Origin of the sequence: Streptococcus porcinus, assembly GCF_900475415.1 — a bacterium.
Taxonomy (GTDB): domain Bacteria; phylum Bacillota; class Bacilli; order Lactobacillales; family Streptococcaceae; genus Streptococcus; species Streptococcus porcinus.
Window position 1 is genome coordinate 1,411,135 of record NZ_LS483388.1, and the last position, 19,048, is coordinate 1,430,182.

The 19,048-nt window shown below is 36.2% G+C and carries 16 protein-coding genes; 1 reads left to right on the top strand and 15 read right to left on the bottom strand.

Going from position 1 to position 19,048, the window contains the following annotated elements; all coding sequences use genetic code 11:
* Window positions 1-151 precede the first annotated feature (151 nt).
* From DQM45_RS07000 to ccpA, 8 genes are all read right to left on the bottom strand, one after another.
* Entirely contained in the window at window positions 152-937 is a 786-nt protein-coding gene (locus DQM45_RS07000) for an ABC transporter permease (RefSeq protein WP_003085183.1), read from the bottom strand.
* Between the two features lies 1 nt (window position 938).
* Window positions 939-1,757, bottom strand: coding sequence for an ABC transporter permease (locus tag DQM45_RS07005; RefSeq protein ID WP_003083241.1), 819 nt, complete (start codon window positions 1,755-1,757; stop codon window positions 939-941).
* Window position 1,758: 1 nt separating this feature from the next.
* Window positions 1,759-2,751: an ABC transporter ATP-binding protein gene (locus DQM45_RS07010; RefSeq protein WP_003083393.1), complete on the bottom strand. Its 993-nt coding sequence runs from the start codon at window positions 2,749-2,751 to the stop codon at window positions 1,759-1,761.
* Window positions 2,752-2,922: 171 nt separating this feature from the next.
* Entirely contained in the window at window positions 2,923-4,869 is a 1,947-nt protein-coding gene (thrS, locus tag DQM45_RS07015; RefSeq protein WP_003084509.1) for a threonine--tRNA ligase, read from the bottom strand.
* A gap of 419 nt (window positions 4,870-5,288) precedes the next feature.
* The gene (locus DQM45_RS07020) at window positions 5,289-6,623 is read right to left on the bottom strand and encodes a glycosyltransferase family 4 protein (protein ID WP_003083937.1); all 1,335 of its coding nucleotides are present in this window, start codon (window positions 6,621-6,623) and stop codon (window positions 5,289-5,291) included.
* A 1-nt stretch (window position 6,624) separates the two neighbouring features.
* A complete protein-coding gene (locus tag DQM45_RS07025; RefSeq protein ID WP_003084678.1) occupies window positions 6,625-7,623 on the bottom strand; it encodes a glycosyltransferase family 4 protein in 999 nt (332 codons plus the stop codon).
* Window positions 7,624-7,700: 77 nt separating this feature from the next.
* Window positions 7,701-9,164, bottom strand: coding sequence for an alpha-amylase (locus DQM45_RS07030; protein WP_003086006.1), 1,464 nt, complete (start codon window positions 9,162-9,164; stop codon window positions 7,701-7,703).
* 45 nt (window positions 9,165-9,209) lie between these two features.
* On the bottom strand, window positions 9,210-10,211 hold the full coding sequence (ccpA, locus tag DQM45_RS07035; protein ID WP_003083982.1) for a catabolite control protein A: 1,002 nt from the start codon (window positions 10,209-10,211) through the stop codon (window positions 9,210-9,212).
* 173 nt (window positions 10,212-10,384) lie between these two features.
* Between ccpA and DQM45_RS07040 the strand changes: the two genes are divergently transcribed.
* Window positions 10,385-11,470 carry an aminopeptidase P family protein gene (locus tag DQM45_RS07040; protein ID WP_003085603.1) on the top strand — a complete coding sequence of 362 codons (1,086 nt, stop codon included), beginning with the start codon at window positions 10,385-10,387 and terminating at the stop codon, window positions 11,468-11,470.
* Window positions 11,471-11,525: 55 nt separating this feature from the next.
* Here the strand turns inward: DQM45_RS07040 and DQM45_RS07045 are convergent, their stop codons facing one another.
* The 7 genes from DQM45_RS07045 to DQM45_RS07075 form a co-directional block, all read right to left on the bottom strand.
* Window positions 11,526-12,614, bottom strand: coding sequence for a DUF871 domain-containing protein (locus DQM45_RS07045; RefSeq protein ID WP_003083493.1), 1,089 nt, complete (start codon window positions 12,612-12,614; stop codon window positions 11,526-11,528).
* A 60-nt stretch (window positions 12,615-12,674) separates the two neighbouring features.
* Complete coding sequence (celB, locus tag DQM45_RS07050) at window positions 12,675-14,012, bottom strand: PTS cellobiose transporter subunit IIC (RefSeq protein ID WP_003083195.1); 1,338 nt, start codon at window positions 14,010-14,012, stop codon at window positions 12,675-12,677.
* A 26-nt stretch (window positions 14,013-14,038) separates the two neighbouring features.
* Complete coding sequence (locus tag DQM45_RS07055; RefSeq protein WP_003085066.1) at window positions 14,039-14,557, bottom strand: hypothetical protein; 519 nt, start codon at window positions 14,555-14,557, stop codon at window positions 14,039-14,041.
* A 30-nt stretch (window positions 14,558-14,587) separates the two neighbouring features.
* Window positions 14,588-14,902, bottom strand: a complete 315-nt coding sequence (locus DQM45_RS07060) for a PTS cellobiose transporter subunit IIA (protein ID WP_003082553.1) — start codon at window positions 14,900-14,902, stop codon at window positions 14,588-14,590.
* A gap of 9 nt (window positions 14,903-14,911) precedes the next feature.
* Complete coding sequence (locus DQM45_RS07065; protein ID WP_003084573.1) at window positions 14,912-16,879, bottom strand: BglG family transcription antiterminator; 1,968 nt, start codon at window positions 16,877-16,879, stop codon at window positions 14,912-14,914.
* A 61-nt stretch (window positions 16,880-16,940) separates the two neighbouring features.
* Entirely contained in the window at window positions 16,941-17,258 is a 318-nt protein-coding gene (locus DQM45_RS07070; protein WP_172601683.1) for a PTS cellobiose transporter subunit IIB, read from the bottom strand.
* 243 nt (window positions 17,259-17,501) lie between these two features.
* Window positions 17,502-18,935 (bottom strand): 6-phospho-beta-glucosidase, encoded by a 1,434-nt coding sequence (locus tag DQM45_RS07075; protein ID WP_003085315.1) that lies wholly within the window; start codon window positions 18,933-18,935, stop codon window positions 17,502-17,504.
* Window positions 18,936-19,048 lie beyond the last annotated feature (113 nt).

The window sequence follows — 19,048 nt, forward strand, 5'->3', positions numbered from 1 at the left end:
ACCACATCCCAAAATTGGGGACAAATAAAACACTCCTGTTACTATCTAGTCAACTAGATTCAGGAGTGTTTTATTTATAGTACAAAAGTATACTCAATAAAAACAGAGTTAACTTGGGGTGAAGTGAAAAAGACTTACTAATCAGAAATCGTTAAGACCCTGCACTTTCATAAGCATCTATTCCTAAGTTCCAAAGTTTTATTGAGATTGCAAAAACAAGTAAGGATATTAATACCACTCCTCCGACATTAAATAAGCCGTTTTCCCCCGTTAGAAAATAGGATGCCGGGTAATAGGCAGTAAAAGCAAAAGGAATAATAAAGCTAATCACCCATTTTAGAAATGAATGATAAATTGATATTGGGTATTTGGCAAAATCATTGAACATATAAAAAATATAAGTAATGGCCCCAGACTGCTTCGTCCAAAAAGAGATGCTTGCCGTAGCAATCTTTAACGAGGTATAAATCAACGTAGCAAAGGGAATAATTAAGATAAAAAGGATCACTTTTGGAACAGACCAAGCAATCGTGCCAAAACTCGTTACTAGTAAGAGTATCCCTATTAGCAATTCCCCTAAGGCATCCACTTGGAATGTTTCGACCATGACATGAAAGAGGGGACTAATAGGTCTAGTCAAATATTTATCAAATTCTCCCTTCAGCACAAGCCTCTGACCTAAAGCCCAGAGATTATCAAAAAAGAGATGGTCAATCCCTTTTGGAATTAGAGAAAATCCATAGATGAAGGCAATCTGCTCAAAAGTCCAGCCTGCTAAGGAGGGAATATGTTGAAAAAGGACATTTAAAAAGAGTAGATTAAGCCCTTGGGTTAGAAAAACTCCCAACACACCCACAACAAAATCAACTTTATATTCTAGAATTTGCTTGAGGTATTGCTTGATAAAAATAACATGCATCCGTCCTAATTTTTTCATCCTAACCCCCTTGAATTGTTAAATGATATTGCACTTTCTTCCATATTAATTGAGATAGGCTCACCATCACAATTAACCAAAAGACTTGTAATAGTATTGCTCCTACTGTCTGATTAACTGTATATTTCCCAAGCAGAATCATCACCGGAGTATAAACTAAAGATGAAAACGGCAGATAACTAAGAATATCGGCTATTAATTTTGGAAAGAAGACTAGGGGTATGAGACTCCCTGACAAAAAAGCAAGAATCGAATTCTTCAATAGATTAGAACCCCAGAGATTTTTGAAGACAAATGCTGAAAAACCAAAACATATATTGAAATAAAAATTAATTAAAAAAGCCAATAAAATACTGAGTACATAGCTGAAAATTGTATAAAGCAGGTATAAGTAAGGTACCCCGGCCATCACTTTTACAATTAAAATTAACACTAAAAATGGAATACCAACACTAATAAAAATAACCCAGCGAGAACCAATCTCCATAAATAAATAGGAAGTAGCAAAATGTACAGGCCGAAGCAGTCGCATAATAATTGAGCCATCTTTGACTTCTTCCCCAATCATAAATGAGCTGTCTGATTTTGTTAGTAAGGCGGTCACAAAACTCATAATAACATATAAGGTCATATCTGCTAGTGTAAAACCATTAATTAAAGACTGCTGTGAAGACTTAAAGACTGCTTTCCAAAGATAAAAAGCGACAAATGCTCCTATAACATCGCCTATCCGGTATAAAAAGAAATTAACGCGATAAGTAATTAATTGCTGGATTCCTGAACTTATAAAGGGTTTATAACGTCTCCAAAAGCTAAGCATATCAAAGCTCCTTTCGGTAAAAGCGTCGAACGATTTCCTCAATATCAACATCTGCCATCTTCAAATCTCTCACTTTAAAATCTAACATAATTTTTCTAATAATCTCAGCTGTTTGGAAAAGAGAACTATCGTAGTGGATATCTAAAATAAGATCATGGTAAGTCATTTCCCAAGAAGAGACATTTGCAAACTGCTTGACTAATTCTTCTTGACCAGACTCTAACTCAAAAGAGAGACTCTTCATCTTTCCAAACCTTTGTTTTAACTGATTAACTGAACCGTCAAAAATCTCTTGTCCCCTATCAATCATAATAATACGATCACAAAGTTGTTCAATGTCGCTTAAATCATGTGTTGTTAATAAAATCGTTGTTTCTTCTTCTTGATTAATTTGAGCAATAGCTTTGCGAATATTATCTTTTACTGAAACATCTAGCCCAATCGTAGGTTCATCTAAAAATAGAACCTTCGGATTGTGTAATAGTGAAGCTGCTATGTCTGCTCGCATTCGTTGTCCAAGTGATAATGTCCGAACAGGATCTTTAATAAACTCATTTAGATCAAGGACTTCGTTTAAAAAAGCCATGCGCTTGTTAAAGAGTTGGTCTGGAACATCGTAGATTTCTTTTAAAACCGTGTAAGTTTCTTGTAATGCTAAATCCCACCAAAGCTGAGTCCGTTGCCCAAAAACAACACCAATATCTCTGACGTAATCTTGGCGATTTTCTTGAGGAATCTTTCCATTAATGCGACAATAACCCGAAGTGGGCTTTAAGATTCCTGTCAACATTTTTATCGTTGTTGATTTACCCGCACCATTAGCTCCAATAAAGCCTAAAACCTGTCCTTTAGGAACTTCAAAAGATAAGTCTTTTACTGCTTCAAAAGTTTCTAGTTGAGGATGAACAAAAGACTTTAAAGCTCCTTTTAAACCTGGTTCCTTAACAGTTTTAATAAAATTTTTATGAAGGTGTGATACCTCAATCATTGTCATTATCAAGCCCTACTTCTTTAATTTTCCTAAAATAATAAGCAATTTATTATAACACCCTGACCAATTTTATGCAATCGCTTCCTATAACCATCTCACTTCCTTATAAAAAAAGCCTCAAAAATTAGATAACTTTCTAACTTTTGAGGGATGTCTATCTAAAAACTGACTAGTCTATTCCACGACTGGTTTTGATTTACGGGCAATATCTGCTAAGATTGTTTCCACAAATTGCTCGATAGTCTCAGTATGTGTTGCCTTGCTTCCATAGCGACGGACATTAACTGATTTCTCTTCCATTTCCTTGTCACCGACAATCAATTGGTAAGGAATTTTGCTTGTTTGTGAAGCACGAATCTTGTATTGCATTTTTTCATTTCGCTCATCGACATCAGCACGAACCCCTTTGTCACGTAAGATTTTAGCAACTTCCCAAGCATAATCTACATGAGCTTCATTTGAAATTGGAATCACAGTAACTTGATGAGGTGCTAACCAAGTTGGGAAAGCTCCTTTATAGGTTTCAATCAAGATAGCTGTGAAGCGTTCCATTGTTGAAATGACACCACGGTGAATCATAACTGGACGGTGTTCTTCACCATCAGCACCAATATACTTCAAATCAAACCGTTCAGGTAACAAGAAGTCTAACTGGATAGTAGATAAGGTTTCTTCATTTCCGAGCGCTGTTTTTACCTGGATATCAAGTTTTGGACCGTAGAAGGCTGCTTCACCTTCTGCTTCAAAGTAGTCAACACCCATTTCATCAAGGGCTGCTTTAAGCATACTTTGTGCTTTTTCCCACATCTCATCATTATCAAAATATTTTTCTGTATCATTAGGGTCACGGTAAGACAAACGGAAACGATAGTCCGTTAAATTAAAGTCTTCATACACATCTATGATTAATTGAAGTGCACGTTGGAATTCTTCCTGGATTTGCTCTGGTGTAACGAATAGATGCCCGTCATTAAGCGTCATTTCACGCACACGTTGCAGTCCTGATAGGGCACCTGATTTTTCGTAGCGGTGCATCATCCCAAGCTCTGCAATTCGAATTGGCAACTCACGGTAAGAATGCACATGGTGCTTGTAGACTTCAATATGATGTGGACAGTTCATCGGACGAAGCACAAACTCTTCACCATCACCCATGTCCATTGTTGGAAACATATCATCACGATAGTGATCCCAGTGTCCAGAGGTTTTATAGAAATCCACTGAAGCCATTGGGGGAGTATAGACATGTTGGTAGCCTGAAGCTAGTTCTTTATCAGTGATATAACGTTCTAAAGTACGACGGATAGTTGCTCCATTTGGTAACCAAAATGGTAGACCTTGTCCTACTTCTGGATTAACCATAAATAGGTCAAGTTCTTTACCGAGTTTTCTGTGGTCACGCTCTTTAGCTTCTTCCAAACGTGTTAAGTAGGCTTTAAGGTCTTTTTTATCAAACCAAGCAGTCCCATAAACACGTTGCATCATAGCATTATCACTGTTACCACGCCAATATGCTCCGGCAACATTTAAAAGATGGAAGACTTGAATCCGTCCTGTTGACGGCACATGAGGGCCACGGCACAAGTCCACAAATTCACCTTGACGATAAATAGTTAAACCGGCAGCATCATCGGAGTGTTCTTCTATCAATTCCACTTTGTAAGGATCGCCTTTAAAGATTTCTAAAGCTTCTTCTTTTGAAACTTCCTCACGAATACATGGATGATTTTCCTTAACAATTTTTTTCATTTCTTCTTCAATACGAGGAAGATCTTCATTAGAAATTTGTCCCGCTTGATTATCGGTATCGTAATAGAAACCATCAGCAATGGCTGGCCCTACACCGAGATGAATATCTGGGAAAAGCCGTTTTGTAGCTTGCGCAAATAAATGAGCAGCTGAATGACGCAAAACATCAAACGCATCTTCATGATCTGGTGTAACAATTTCAATACTGCCATCTTCTTCAAGAGGGCGGTTTGTATCAACTAAGTGACCATTAAATTTTCCTGCCAAAGCTTTCTTAGCCAAAGAATTGCTAATGGATTGGGCAACTTCAAATGTTGTGATGCCAGATTCAAACTCACGAACAGCACCATCTGGAAAAGTAATCTTAATCATTTTTCTCTCCTTTATTTTTTCTTCCATAATTTTAAAAATAAAAAAGCGCCATCCTAAAAAGGACGTCGCAACGTGGTTCCACCTTCATTTGTGTACGGCAAAAAGCCAGACACCTCTGATTGGTTATAAGGGAACCACCCTTTTATGTTTACATAAAATCATTGGAAGGAGTATCAGCTTAGGCATCTTGTGCTCTTTTCACCAACCAGCACTCGCTTAGATAGATGTTGCTAAACCAACTTGTCTTCCTTGTTATTATAACAATAATTTCTAAAATTTCAAGAGTGATTACAAAAATATCTGAGCAATGAAGAATTAAACAAATATCTTCCTCTTTTAGATAGACAATATTCTGCAAATCACCTATAACCCCATGAAAACCCACTAATTTAGATGAAGTTTATCTACCACTTCTGTGACTACTCCAAAAAATCACGAATAGCATTAACCATTTTAAGAGGGGCTTTGACTACTTTTGCAGATGTAACTGCTGTAGCTTTAAAAGCTCTTGTTGGTAACTGGCTTGCTGACTGAACCAACTTAATTGATTCTCTCTTGCTAGAACCGGTAATCCTCAAGCTCAGTTTCTGTTTGTTACGCTCACTTTTGTTAATTAGGGTATCCAGATAAAAAGTATATACGGACTGTCCAAAATGTTCAGACGAAATTTCATAACGCTTTTGATTAAGTAACTCTTGTGACATTTTTGGCGTCTCAAGAATAGCGTCCAGAACAGCGTCTGCCAAATCAGACTCGTGGTAATATAAGGTACCAAACATTTTGTCGGAAATAAGTTCATCTAAATAGGGATTACCGTGAGCAATAATCGGTTTACCACACGCTAAACTCTCAATATAAGTTAATCCCTGAGTCTCACTGGTTGAAGCACTAATAAAGAAGTCACAAGCCTTATAATAATGACTAACCTTATCATGTGGTATCATACCAGTGAAAATAACATTAGCATCAACACCTAAGGTACTTGCCATCTCTTTTAAATCGTCTAGATAAGGTCCGTCACCAACAATAAGGAGTTTTACTTTTGAATTACCTGATAAAATATCGGGCATCTGTTTAATAATAGCTTGAATATTTTTTTCAGAAGAGATTCGAGATAAGCTCAAAAGAATAGTTTCATCTTCTTCAATCTGTAATTGTTCTTTTAAATCTCTAATGTCATCATCTGAAATATCATTACATAGATATTTTTCTAATTCGATCCCAGTAGGAATAACTCGTTTTGGAATAGCAATTTGGTATTCATCAATGAGATTTGAAACAATGGGACTCGGGCAAATCAAGCCATCCACTTCTTTCAAAAAACTCTTCAATATTGGTTTGACCATACTTGGTCGAATCAGTTTACCATTTGCAATATAAGTCACATAATCCTCGTACTGTGTATGATAGGTATGAACAATTGGAATTCTTAAAGCCTTGGCAACCATTTTACCAAGCAATCCTAAACTAAACTCTGTCTGAGTGTGAATGATATCCAAATTATACTGCTTGGCTATCTTATAAGAAGAAATAAGGCCACGATATACTACTCGACGGTCCGTAAAAGACACAAAAGGAACGCTCGGTAGTCTAATAATTGTTGGATCCTCAAAACGCTTAACATTACGATCAGTTGTTGTAAAGACATAAACTTCATGTCCTTCTTTTTCTAACTCGTCTTTTAAAGTTCTAATACTCGTAGCTACACCTGAAACTTGCGGGAAATAGGTATCTGTAAATAGACCAATTCGCATCTTATAACTCCATTACTTTTTGATAAGTATCTACTAACTCAGTAGCAATTTTTTCCAAACTCCGACTTTCTGCAACTCGGTAACCAGCTTCAACTTTATGGGACTTACCGGAGAATATACGTCTTAACGCCGCTTCAAATCCGGGCACATCGCTGGCTAATTCAGCACTCTCCTGATTGACCCAGCCCGAATAGACTGGAATATCACGCAAAACAATATTCTGGCGACTAGCTAAGGCTTCTAAAACAACTATCCCTTCTGTCTCCTCACGACTCGGGAAGAAAAAGGCATCAGCCCCAGTCATAGCTCCCTCGTAGACCGGTCCTTTTATATAGCCAGGAAAAATAACATTAGCTGGATGGTCTTTTTCAATAATGCGACGCATTTCAGCAGGAATAACCCACTTGTTAGTTTCACCAAACCAAATAAATTGTACATCAGGCATGGCTTTGGCAACCTCAACAAAATCATCAATTCCTTTGCGTTTGAAAAAGAGTCCCGCACCCATAACAACTTTCTGTCCAGCTTTTAAGTTAAAATATTCCCGAAAAACAGCTTCTTTTTGAGGATCTGCTCCGTACTGTTCTAAATTAATACCATTTGAAATGACATATATTGGTTTTTGAATACCGTAGTTTTCAATCAGCGATTTAGAATAGAGGGTCGGAGTAATAATGGCATCAGCTTTCCTATAAAATAAACAAAGGTAGCGCCTAAATAAGGGTGACACTAAGTTGGAAAAAATAAAGGAATTTCGAAAATCTTCCTCTGTTGAGTGACCATGCATAATCACTTTTTTCCCTTTTTTCTGTGCATTTACCATCAACAGCCAACTAGCTAGCCCATATGTATTAATATGAACCAAATCATAATCATCTTTTGGATTAGTCGTAAAGGCTTGACCAATTAAGGTTAAAGCTTTTATTTGGTGCTTAATAGCACGGCCGATACCAGATTTTTTTAAGTAATTTTCAGCTTCTAAGTATAGTAAGACTTTCATAGTCTCTATTATAGCTTATTTTAAAGGATTTTTCACTAGGGAGTAAAAAAATCAGCTGAGAGCTGATTTTTTTTATATTAAATCATCGTATTTTTCGGGATCCAAGCTGCGATAGAACCTGGCTCAACTATAAAATCAGCCCAGCCATCTTCATCAATAATAATTTCCTCAGAGCAGTGCCCAAGATAATCAATAAAGGTTTGCCCAGCATAAAGTTTCCCAACTTCCATGTGCTTCCATCCGCGATCTCCATTAGTCATGACAACTGCTAAACAAGCATTCGTCTCATCATTACCAAGTTCTGTCCATCCTATGCAATTAGCGTGATCAAAATAGTCCACTTGCTTACCATAGACAAGTTTTTTTCGCAACCAAGCCATTTTATCAATAAGGTCTTTGAAAGCCACCTGTCCATGCTCTCCTTGAACTCCGTAATAGTCTCCATAAAAAAGGCACGGTGTTCCTTCTTGCCGTAACATAATAAGGCCATAAGCTAGAGGTTTGAACCAGTCTTCAACCTGAGATTCTAAAGCCTGACCACTTTGAGTATCATGATTATCAACAAAAGTAATCGCAAATTTTGAATTTACTTGCATCAAAGTGTTATCCAAAAGTGTTGCCATATTGTATTGGTTGCCACCCTTACTAGCTTCAAAGAAATTCATATGTAGAGCGACATCAACTAACTCAATCTGCATATCAACTTCTTTTAAATAACGATCAGTTTCATGAGCATTGTTTTTCCAGTATTCCCCAAAAATAAATAAATCTGGAGCAATATTTTCACGCACATAACGAATAAAATGATTCATAAAAGTAGCGTCAATATGTTTGATTGCGTCAAGACGAAAGCCGCTAACTCCAGTTGTTTCAATAAACCAATGCGCCCATTCTCTTAAATGATCTTGAACTTCAGGGTGCTTGAAATCAATATCACAGAACATGAGATAATCAAAATTGCCTTTTTCATTATCCACTACTTCTTGATTAGCCCAGCCTTTATTATCACCAGTAATCATATAGATTCCAGTTTCATTATTACGAGCATCGTAATCAATTCCTGTAAAATGATACCAATGCCATTTAAAGTTATTATACTTATCATTTCGACCTAGGAAATTAAAACCCGTCCAACCTTCTATTTCATAGGGGTCTGAAATGGGTTGTTGACGATTTTCAGGATCCATCTTTAGCACATAAAAGGTTTCCTTTTGATCGCCATTTGCTTTATGGTTTAAGACGATGTCAGCAATCGGCATAATTCCAACGTCATTTAGGGAATTAATAAGATCAAGATATTCCTCTTTTGTTCCATATTTTGTAGGAATTGTTCCGTTCTGATCAAATTCGCCGAGGTCAAATAAATCATAAATACCATAACCAACATCATTACTACCCGTCCCTTTAAAGGCAGGTGGTAACCACATTTTTGTTATCCCTAATTTTTGCATGTCTGGAATGGAAGCGTGAAGGTTTTTCCAATGATGATGATCATCTGGCAAATACCATTCAAAGGCCTGAAATAATAATTCATTTGTCATTGGTTCTTCCTCCTATAAAAAAACTGCCAGCAAGTGGCAGTATCTTTATTTCGTTGTGCCACGACGTTTAATGCCATGATTTAACAAAATTTCCTTTTCTTCTAAATCTTCTTTATTCATGATTTTAGTTAACATACGCATGCTTACAGCACCTAAATCATACACAGGTTGACTAATTGAACTTAAGTTTGGACGAGTATATTCTACTACTGGTGAGTCATTACTTGTAATAATTTCAAAGTCTTCTGGCACACTCTTACCTGCTGCAAAGAGACCGTTTAATAAGCCCGCTGCTAGTTCATCTTCCCCTACATAGGCAGCTGTTGCCCCAGAGTTGATAACGCGTTGCGCTAACTCAAAACCATCTTTATAAGAGTAGTTAGCTTCAAAAACAAGACCTTCTTTATAGTCCAATTTATTTTGCTTCAAGCCTTCTTTATAACCAGACAATCTTACTTTACCATTAATTTCATCAATTAATGGCCCTGATACAAAAGCGATGTTTTGATGTTTTTCTGCTAAAATATCAACCACCTCAGAAACAGCTGCTTTATAATCAATATTAACACTTGGCAATTGATGTTCTAAATCAACCGTTCCAGCTAATACAATTGGAGTTCTGGACCGTGAAAATTCTGCACGAATTTTCTCAGTTAAATGATGCCCCATAAAAATAATCCCATCAACTTGCTTAGCAAACAAAGTATTAACAACATTTACTTCTTTATCGTCGTCTTCATCACTTGAAGCTAAAACGATATTATATTTGTACATTGCTGCAATATCGTCAATTCCCTTAGCAAGGATTGAAAAGTAGGCGTTAGCAATATTAGGAATAACAACTCCAACTGTTGTCGTTTTTTTACTTGCCAGACCACGAGCGACTGCATTAGGTCGATAATCCAAACGATCAATAACTTCTAATACTTTCTTACGTGTATTTTCTTTAACATTTTTATTTCCATTCACAACACGGCTAACAGTTGCCATTGAAACACCAGCTTCACGAGCAACATCGTAAATCGTGATAGTATCATCTGTGTTCATTCTTTATCTTCCTTTCTAATTTTGAAAATGACGCTTCCAAAGTCATTTTAGCACGAATTGAAACCACTTTCAAGTCTTAACTGCTCATTTTTGAAAACTTTTTCAACAATTAAAAGAAAACTTGATTTTTTAAGGATTTTTTGGAAAAATAGTAGCAGAAAGAAGGTATTGTCATGACAAAAATTACTCAAATACAAGATTTTTTGAAGTCACAAGAAGCACAGTTAGCAATCTTTTCTGATCCTGTTACAGTTAACTATCTAACTGGTTTTGCTTGTGACCCTCATGAGCGACAAATGTTCCTCTTTATTTATGATCAGATAGCGCCGGTTCTTTTTGTCCCAGCCTTGGAGGTAGCTCGCGCTCAGAAATGCGTTTCCTTCCCTGTTTTTGGCTACATAGATTCTGAAAACCCCTGGGAAAAAATCACAACTGTACTCCCAAATACCAAAGCAAAACGTATCTATGCTGAATTCGACCATCTCAACGTAAGCAAATTCCAAGGATTACAAAGTATATTTAGCGGGCACTTTGATAATTTAACACCCTTTATTCAAAATATGCGTCTGATTAAATCCACTGACGAAATTGAGAAGATGATGATTGCAGGAGAATTTGCTGACAAGGCTGTACAAATTGGTTTTGAAAACATCTCTTTAGAAGCAACCGAAACAGACATTATTGCTCAAATTGAATTTGAAATGAAGAAACAGGGTATCAGTAAGATGAGTTTTGAAACCATGGTCTTAACTGGTGATAATGCAGCAAATCCACACGGTATTCCTGGTACCAATAAAATTGAAAACAATGCCTTACTTCTATTTGATTTAGGTGTTGAAACACTTGGCTACACTAGTGACATGACAAGAACTGTTGCCGTTGGAAAACCAGATCAATTTAAAATTGATATCTACAATCTTTGCTTAGAAGCCCAACTCACAGCCCAAGAATTCGTCAAACCAGGAGTGACTGCCGCAGAAGTTGACGCTGCTGCTCGTTGCGTTATTGAAAAAGCTGGCTACGGAGAATATTTCAACCATCGTTTAGGGCACGGTCTAGGAATGGATGTTCATGAATTTCCGTCTATCATGGCAGGAAATGACTTAGAAATAAAAGAAGGGATGTGCTTCTCTATTGAACCTGGCATCTATATTCCTGGAAAAGTTGGCGTGCGAATCGAAGACTGCGGCCATGTTACCAAAGAAGGTTTCCAAGCCTTTACTAAAACAACAAAAGAATTGCAATACTTTGAAGGTTAATACTAAAATTTATTTTAATCTTATAACAAAAGAGAAGCCGTTTTGGCCTCTCTTTTTATTCTTCAGTAAATATGAAACTTTGCCATAGCTGCAAAAGGGTCGTCAAGATCTCATTTTCTGATGCAATCTGTGCAACCACATTTTGACGCCCATTATTTGGGCGATCTTGCAACGCAATTTGCAGTTCACCCTTGTATTGACCTGCATTATTATTTCCGATTGTGACCATACCTTTCTTAATAGCAATAGTATTGAAAGGCTCAATTGAGTGGTCTTTATAGATAAGACGAGGCTGACTAGACCTAATCATGTAATCCGACTTGTCTCCCCGGTAGAGGTGTTGATTGTTTAATAAGATTTCTTTCTCTACAGCTGATAATTCTTGCCAAACCTTAACTGGAAAGACTGGTAAGGATTGGCTGAAAGCATCAGCCACTATTTTGAGGTCATTTTCAGGTAATAAACTTGAAGATAGTATAATATCATCTATCTGGCCACACATTTTCAAAAGATAGACTTGTGCCTTTAAGGACATATCTCGTTGAATTTCAGTGGAAACCATTCGGTCTGAAAGAGGCCATGGCCCAATTTTGCTATTTGGACTATCAATGAAGGCGGCAGTTTTCAAATTATAAGTCTTATATTGTTTGGCTGTTTTGAGAAAATAGTCAAAAGACAGTCCAGTATATTCTTGTGGATAAAAGTTGTGAGAGCCTATTAATTGATGTGGATTTGGACCAAAGTCCATAACCATATCAATGTAGTGTTGCCCACGTGAGATGTTTAATTCAATTTTGATTCCCAAGTTATTATGGGTCAACATAGCTTCTTCATAGCCAGTGAAGCCTTCGTCTAATCTTAGAGTATCAATTCCCATTTGTGCAAAGACTTCTAATTGATTGTACTTAATGTTTAAGGCTTTAAAGAGTTTTGGATTAACATCTAAAGATGTTTTAAGGCCTTTATTATTTCCATACTGGATGATTTCGGTAAACGTAGCAACTGTTTCTAGTGCATTGTCTGCTACTTCTAACATAGACGTAAAGAGTCGTTGGTAACCGTATTTCACTGCTAAATCAATATAGGCCTTCATTTCAGCCATTGACGTTTTAGACGGATAAATAGATATTCCTAATTTTCCCATTACTAGTTTCCTCTCTAAAAAATACCTTAATTCACTAAGTGAGTTAAGGTATTTAGTGAATTATACAATTGCTGATTCAGCTACTACAGCTCTTTCTTCAGCCAACAGTTTTTTATCATAATATTTAATGAATGGGAACCAAATCAAGAATGCGAGTGTTACACAAACAATAGCTAAAATAGCTGCTTTGATGTCACCTGAACCAAGGTAGGCCCCTAAACCACCTGGGGTTGGCCATGGTGTTTGAATAATTGCTTTTTTAACAATATTTAAATCCACAACAACAAATGCTACTACTGCAGTTACTACCGGAGAGAGTAAAAATGGAATAGCAAGAATAGGATTATAAACGATTGGAAGTCCAAAAATAAGTGGTTCATTAATGTTAAAGAGTGATGAACCAATTGAAGCGCGACCTAACATTTTTAATTGTTCTGACTTAGCAAATAATGCCATAAAGATACATACTCCTAAGGTTGCACCTGAACCACCAATAGTAACATAGGCATTTGTAAATTCACCAGCGAAGGCAAAGTGGGCACCATTAACATTTTCTGCCATATTTGCTAGCAAAATAGGATTAACTAGTCCCATAACGATGTTAGCTCCATGGATACCAACTAGCCATAAAGCATGAATCAGGAAATAAATAACGATAATCCCACCAATGGAATTCGTAATATTTTTAACGAAACCAAATGGAATAGCAATGACTTTATAAATATCCGTTCCCAACATAATAAAGATTCCACTAATAAAAAGTACCGTTACAGCTACAACAAATGCGGGTATCAAGGCCGTAAATGAGCGAGATACACCTTCTGGTACTGCATCTGGCATTTTAACTACCCAATTTTTAACTACACAAAGTCTATATAGTTGCACAGTTAATACTGCCATCAATATCCCTGTAAAGAGACCTGAGGTTGAAAGACGAGCTAAGCTATCCCCACCTACTGACCATCCGTTAATAGTTGTTTCATTAGCTACTAATGCCATAGCTCCTTTAGAAAAAGTAATTTCTGGAATTGTCATAAAGAATGCAAAGACTGAAAGTAGCCCCCCATTCATCGGATCAAGATTCAACCCATCTTCTTCTGCATAAATTTTGGTATATTCAAATCCAATAACAAATGCGAAATAAAGGGTTAAAATCCCCATAGAACACTTATAGGCTATAAGTGTTAGTGCAGCAATTTTATCAAATGAACTTGCCCACAAATCTTGGACAAATGGGAATGGGAATGCGGTAGGAATAATTCCTAAGACCAAGAAAGCGGAACCAACGATTGTGAGTGGAATACTGGCCATCCCAGCAGCGACAATCGCACGCACAGGACGCCACGTGGATACTACTCCCATGGGACCCATGAGGTACTTCTCTAAAATTTCAAACATTAAGCTTACCTCCTAATTTATTTACATTAATAATGTTTGCTAGGTTTAAGTGATGCCAAATAACGATTAATACGAGCATACTGCCTATCCTTATTGGTATTGATATGACTGATTTTGACTAACATCCAAAATGATAACAAGATACCTAAAGCTAAGAGTGACGTTACCACCATTCTACTTGTAAAGCTAGTATTAAAAAATGGATATAGGATATAGGATTGACCTGCTAGAGTCATAACTATTAAACAAGCATTCACTGCAATAGTTGTTTTAAAGAAAGTTTTAGTCACAGTCGCTTTTTTTTGTTTAGTACTATACATCTTGAATTGTTCCCACATAGCAAAAAAAGCAAAAGTCCCTAATACTATTGGAATGAAAACAGTAGCTGAAGCTTTAGATAAATAAAGCATGATAATCCAATAAAGATTTGTAAAAAAGAAAAATGTAACTACATAACGGATCATAAAATACCTAGTATAATACATTGTTTTAAGGGCACTTGTTTGACGTATAGTTTCCATTTTCTCTTTTCCCACTATCTTCATCTCAAAACTTCCTTTCATTTCATTACAAAGTTATTGCATCTTTTTATAGAGTGCTAACATTTCAATAGCAACTTCACGTAGGGTCATCGTTGTCATTAAATGATCTTGAGCATGAACCATAATAATTTCAATCTTGATTTCCGTGCCTCCAGCATATTCTTGCAAGAGTTTAGTTTGTGCCTTATGAGCCTGTAAAAGATCTTCATTAGCAACTTCTAACAGCTCAGAGGCTCTATTGTAGTCACCTTTTCGCATCTCTGCAAATGCTTCATGAACTGTTGTTCTTGAGTTCCCGCTATTCAAGATAATTTCAAAAGCAGCCATTTGCAATTCGTCATTCGTCATTATGTTCTCCTATTTTATGTCTAATATTATCTGCTTAAAACTTTCAAAGTCTTGACAAGCAATAAGTTTTTCCTTAGTTTGAGTACATTCTGTTAAACTAACAAGCAATCGAGTCATTTCAGCTAAGCCATCATTTTTATAGATGGAAGGTGAAACCAGAAAAACTAATTTAACTGCTTCAAATCCTTCTTCCCAATATATACCAGTAGGAATAATAGCAACTCCTATCTTTCCTTGTTTATCAATAGCTTTTATGGGATGCGGTACTGCGATGTCTTGGTCAAAGATAACTGTACTCATTGACTCTCGTCTCGCTATCAATTCTTTCATTGATAGGCGGTACTGGTCATCTCCTTTTGTATTTAACAAGGTTATCAATTGCCGCAATACAGTTTCTTTGTCCCCTTCCTGACAGACCATAAAATAATCCTTGGAAAAGTAATCATCAAAAACTTTTACATCTGTCATAGTGGTATTATTCTGAGAGCTACGATAGTGCTTACAGTCAATTTCAGCTAGCTGATTTTTAATCATTTGAACTTCATCATCCTTTAAAAAGACACTAGTTGTCAAAACAGGTACTGAAAAAACCAAATTAGATAAATCAATGGTTGAGATAATTAAATCAATTCCCTCTAATCTTTCATCGGTAAGGTCATAATAACCAACCAAATTAACAATATTTATTTGCCTTCCTAGTTCATTTTCCAAACGCATACGAAGCATCTGAGCGCTGCCATAACCAGTGGCACAGATAACTAATGTATTCAATTTATTGTTTTGATAAAAACGCTCAATGCCTGCTAGCAAATGTAAGGTTACGTAGGCAATTTCATCATCTGATAAATCAAAATCTTTAAAGTAATTCATTTTACTCATTAAACTGCGCGAGATTAAAAATGCTTCCTTGTATTGTCTTTGGATATCATCTAAGAGTGGATTGTCCAATCGAACCTTATTACGTACACGTTCAAGTAAGACCTCTAAATGCTTTAAAAGTCCTTCAATAAATGTAAAATCTTGACTAAATTGATAACCATAACTATGATCAATCTCAGTTGTCGCATCAAGTAAATCTTGTCTCAGACTAATATAATCCAAGCTATCTGAGTTCTCAGCATGAATACTTTCAGATATTAAATGCAGGGCAATATAATTAATCTCTTCATCTGGAAAATCAGTTCCTGTTACCTGTTCAAGGCGTCTTAAAATATTTGTAGCGACTAAAATCTCAGACTTAAATTTCAGCTGATCAATATTAAGTTGAGAAATCTTGAAGCCATCATTAACTCGTTTAATAGCTAAAGCAATATGAACTATCAAGTTTTGGATTACAAAATCAGACAATTTTAAATATCGACTTCTGCATTCATCTAAAACTATGATGGTCAGTTCTTCAAAGCTAATTGGGAGTTTGAAAAAGTCGTCACCAATATACTGATGAATATTCTTTAAAAAATAGCCACTAAAGAAGTAATCCATAATGAAGTGTCGCTTATCATGTTCAGCACCACTAACATAAACTCCTTTATTGGCACGACTTTCAATTTTTAAATCATAGTGTGCTAATTCATGCCGAATTTTTTTAAAATCAGAAGATAAAGTGGATCGGCTAACATAAAGCTGATCCATTAAATCTTCAAATAAAATCTCCTCTTGCTCAAAAATCAATTTATTGATGATAAAATTATGACGATCATTAATATCAATATTTTCCGTTCCAACTTGAATATGATTTTCAGAAACGATATTTAAATAATCAGCTTCATTTTCTAACTCTAATTGGTAACCATGTCCTTGTTTCGAGACTATCTGTAGTCCCTTTTCTTGTTCAATAAAAGAAATGAGGGATTTAATGTAAGTTCTAACAGTCCGATCTGAACAGGCTAGGTGCTTGGACAATTCTTTACTGGTAACAAAACTTCCCCGATTTTGATAAAGATATTGTAAGATAAGTTTTTCTTTCTGGCCTAACATACTGTCTCCTTTTGGAAAATTCTTTATGTTAATTATGCAGAATTTTTAATCAAAAGAACAGTCAGATGTTTTCTTTAACTAGGATAGCCATTTTCTCAATACCCATCGGAATAGGAATATAAGCTTGGGGAGGGATTTGGACAATTGGTTTTCCAACTTTCTCTGCTGCCTCAGAAAACTGTTTAAAATGCATTTTTGTTTGAGGGCTTACTAAGTATAAGTCGTATTCCGCCGATGCAATTTTCTTTGCTCCTTCAGGGACACCTACTGCATTCATTTCTACTTCAACTCCTTGTTCAGCAAGCAAAGTTTGGGTTTTTTTAGCAATAAGCGATGATGACATGCCTCCGGCACAAATAATTAATGCTTTAGTCATAATGACTGCCTCCTACTTAATATCTTTTTAGTTATAATCCAATTATATTTGTATGCGCTTCCAATGGCAAGGTATTCTCTTGCCGTATCAATACGGAAAGATATAGTTACTCTTTTTATATTTTCCATAACTATCCCCTAAAAAGCTAAATCGGCCCCATTTCTTTAAAAACTATTCATTACTTTTCCATAGATAGTTTAAACTTCAATAAAAAGTAAAGCTCAGGACTATAAAAATGGCTAACAGTTATAATGAGGTTCCATTTGAAGCAATAACTTCTTTGTACCAGTTAAAGGAAAGTTTTGGCGAACGTTTATAAGTCCCATGGCCTTGATCATCTTTATCTACATAGATAAAACCGTAACGTTTTCGCATTTCACCTGTTCCCGCAGAGACTAAGTCAATACAACCCCATGGAGTATACCCCATCAATTCTACCCCATCTTCATCAACTGCTTTAATCATTTCTTTGATATGGGCACCCAGATACTCAATTCGGTAATCATCATGAACCATGCCATCTTCTTCAAGCTGGTCAATAGCACCAAAGCCATTCTCCACTATAAAGAGTGGCAAATGATACATATCGGTAAACCAATTTAGTGAATAACGAAGGCCTTCAGGGTCAATCTGCCAATCCCATTCTGATGCTTTGACATAATCATTTTTAATTAAATCTTCGGTTTCCAAGTAATCATAGTAAGGATTATTTGGTCTATGAGAATCTATAGCAAAAGACATATAGTAAGAAAAGCCTATATAATCAACTGTTCCTTCACCTAAGTCCTTACTGTCTTCTTCTGTGATATCAATCCGGATTCCCTTCCGATCCCAGTATTTAAGAATATGATTTGGATAAGAACCATGTACGTGAACATCGGTGAAATAATAACGCTTTTGCATAGCCTTTTGCGCCATTAGAATATCCGAAGGCTTGCAAGTTGCAGGATAAATAGGACACATAGCAATCATACAACCAATTTGGAAATTGGGATTAATCTCGTGGCCAATTTTCGTAGCGCGTGCACTTGCTACAAGCTCATAATGTGCCGCTTGATACATAATAGCTTCACGATCGTCGCCCTCTTTGTATACAATACCAGAGTTCGTAAAAGGGGCAAAATCTTCCATAAAATTCGCTTGATTATTGATTTCATTAAATGTCATCCAATACTTCACTTTGTTTTTATAACGCCTAAAAACAGTTTCTGCAAAGTGAACAAAGAAATCAATAACTTTTCGATTGGTAAAACCACCATATTCTGTGACTAAATGATAAGGCATTTCAAAATGCGACAAGGTAATAACAGGTTCAATATCATATTTCAAGCATTCGTCAAACAAATCATCGTAGAACTGTAAGCCCTCTTCGTTTGGTTCTGCTTCATCACCATTTGGAAAAATCCGAGTCCATGCAATAGAGGTCCTAAAACATTTAAATCCCATTTCAGCAAAAAGTGCAATATCTTCCTTATAGTGATGATAAAAGTCGATAGCAACATGATTAGGATAATATTTACCCTCAACTACTCCATCAGTAATTTCACGCGCAATTCCATGTCGACCTGCTGTCATAACATCTGCGACACTTACGCCCTTACCCCCTTCTTTCCAAGCACCTTCAAGTTGGTGCGCTGCAACGGCACCGCCCCACAAAAATGATTCCGGTAATTTTGTCATCAGATATCCTCCTCTAATTTCTTATCACCATTCTAGCAAGCGATTACAAAAATGAAAATGTATTCTTTTTCCTTTATTAAACGGCAAAGCTTATAACATATCAGATTTTTGTT

Bases quoted from the DNA above. Each gene is read 5' to 3' on its own strand.
- DQM45_RS07000 (WP_003085183.1), bottom strand. From the start codon at position 937: ATGAAAAAATTAGGACGGATGCATGTTATTTTTATCAAGCAATACCTC.
- DQM45_RS07005 (WP_003083241.1), bottom strand. From the start codon at position 1,757: ATGCTTAGCTTTTGGAGACGTTATAAACCCTTTATAAGTTCAGGAATC.
- DQM45_RS07010 (WP_003083393.1), bottom strand. From the start codon at position 2,751: ATGACAATGATTGAGGTATCACACCTTCATAAAAATTTTATTAAAACT.
- thrS (WP_003084509.1), bottom strand. From the start codon at position 4,869: ATGATTAAGATTACTTTTCCAGATGGTGCTGTTCGTGAGTTTGAATCT.
- DQM45_RS07020 (WP_003083937.1), bottom strand. From the start codon at position 6,623: ATGCGAATTGGTCTATTTACAGATACCTATTTCCCGCAAGTTTCAGGT.
- DQM45_RS07025 (WP_003084678.1), bottom strand. From the start codon at position 7,623: ATGAAAGTCTTACTATACTTAGAAGCTGAAAATTACTTAAAAAAATCT.
- DQM45_RS07030 (WP_003086006.1), bottom strand. From the start codon at position 9,164: ATGACAAATGAATTATTATTTCAGGCCTTTGAATGGTATTTGCCAGAT.
- ccpA (WP_003083982.1), bottom strand. From the start codon at position 10,211: ATGAACACAGATGATACTATCACGATTTACGATGTTGCTCGTGAAGCT.
- DQM45_RS07040 (WP_003085603.1), top strand. From the start codon at position 10,385: ATGACAAAAATTACTCAAATACAAGATTTTTTGAAGTCACAAGAAGCA.
- DQM45_RS07045 (WP_003083493.1), bottom strand. From the start codon at position 12,614: ATGGGAAAATTAGGAATATCTATTTATCCGTCTAAAACGTCAATGGCT.
- celB (WP_003083195.1), bottom strand. From the start codon at position 14,012: ATGTTTGAAATTTTAGAGAAGTACCTCATGGGTCCCATGGGAGTAGTA.
- DQM45_RS07055 (WP_003085066.1), bottom strand. From the start codon at position 14,557: ATGAAGATAGTGGGAAAAGAGAAAATGGAAACTATACGTCAAACAAGT.
- DQM45_RS07060 (WP_003082553.1), bottom strand. From the start codon at position 14,902: ATGACGAATGACGAATTGCAAATGGCTGCTTTTGAAATTATCTTGAAT.
- DQM45_RS07065 (WP_003084573.1), bottom strand. From the start codon at position 16,879: ATGTTAGGCCAGAAAGAAAAACTTATCTTACAATATCTTTATCAAAAT.
- DQM45_RS07075 (WP_003085315.1), bottom strand. From the start codon at position 18,935: ATGACAAAATTACCGGAATCATTTTTGTGGGGCGGTGCCGTTGCAGCG.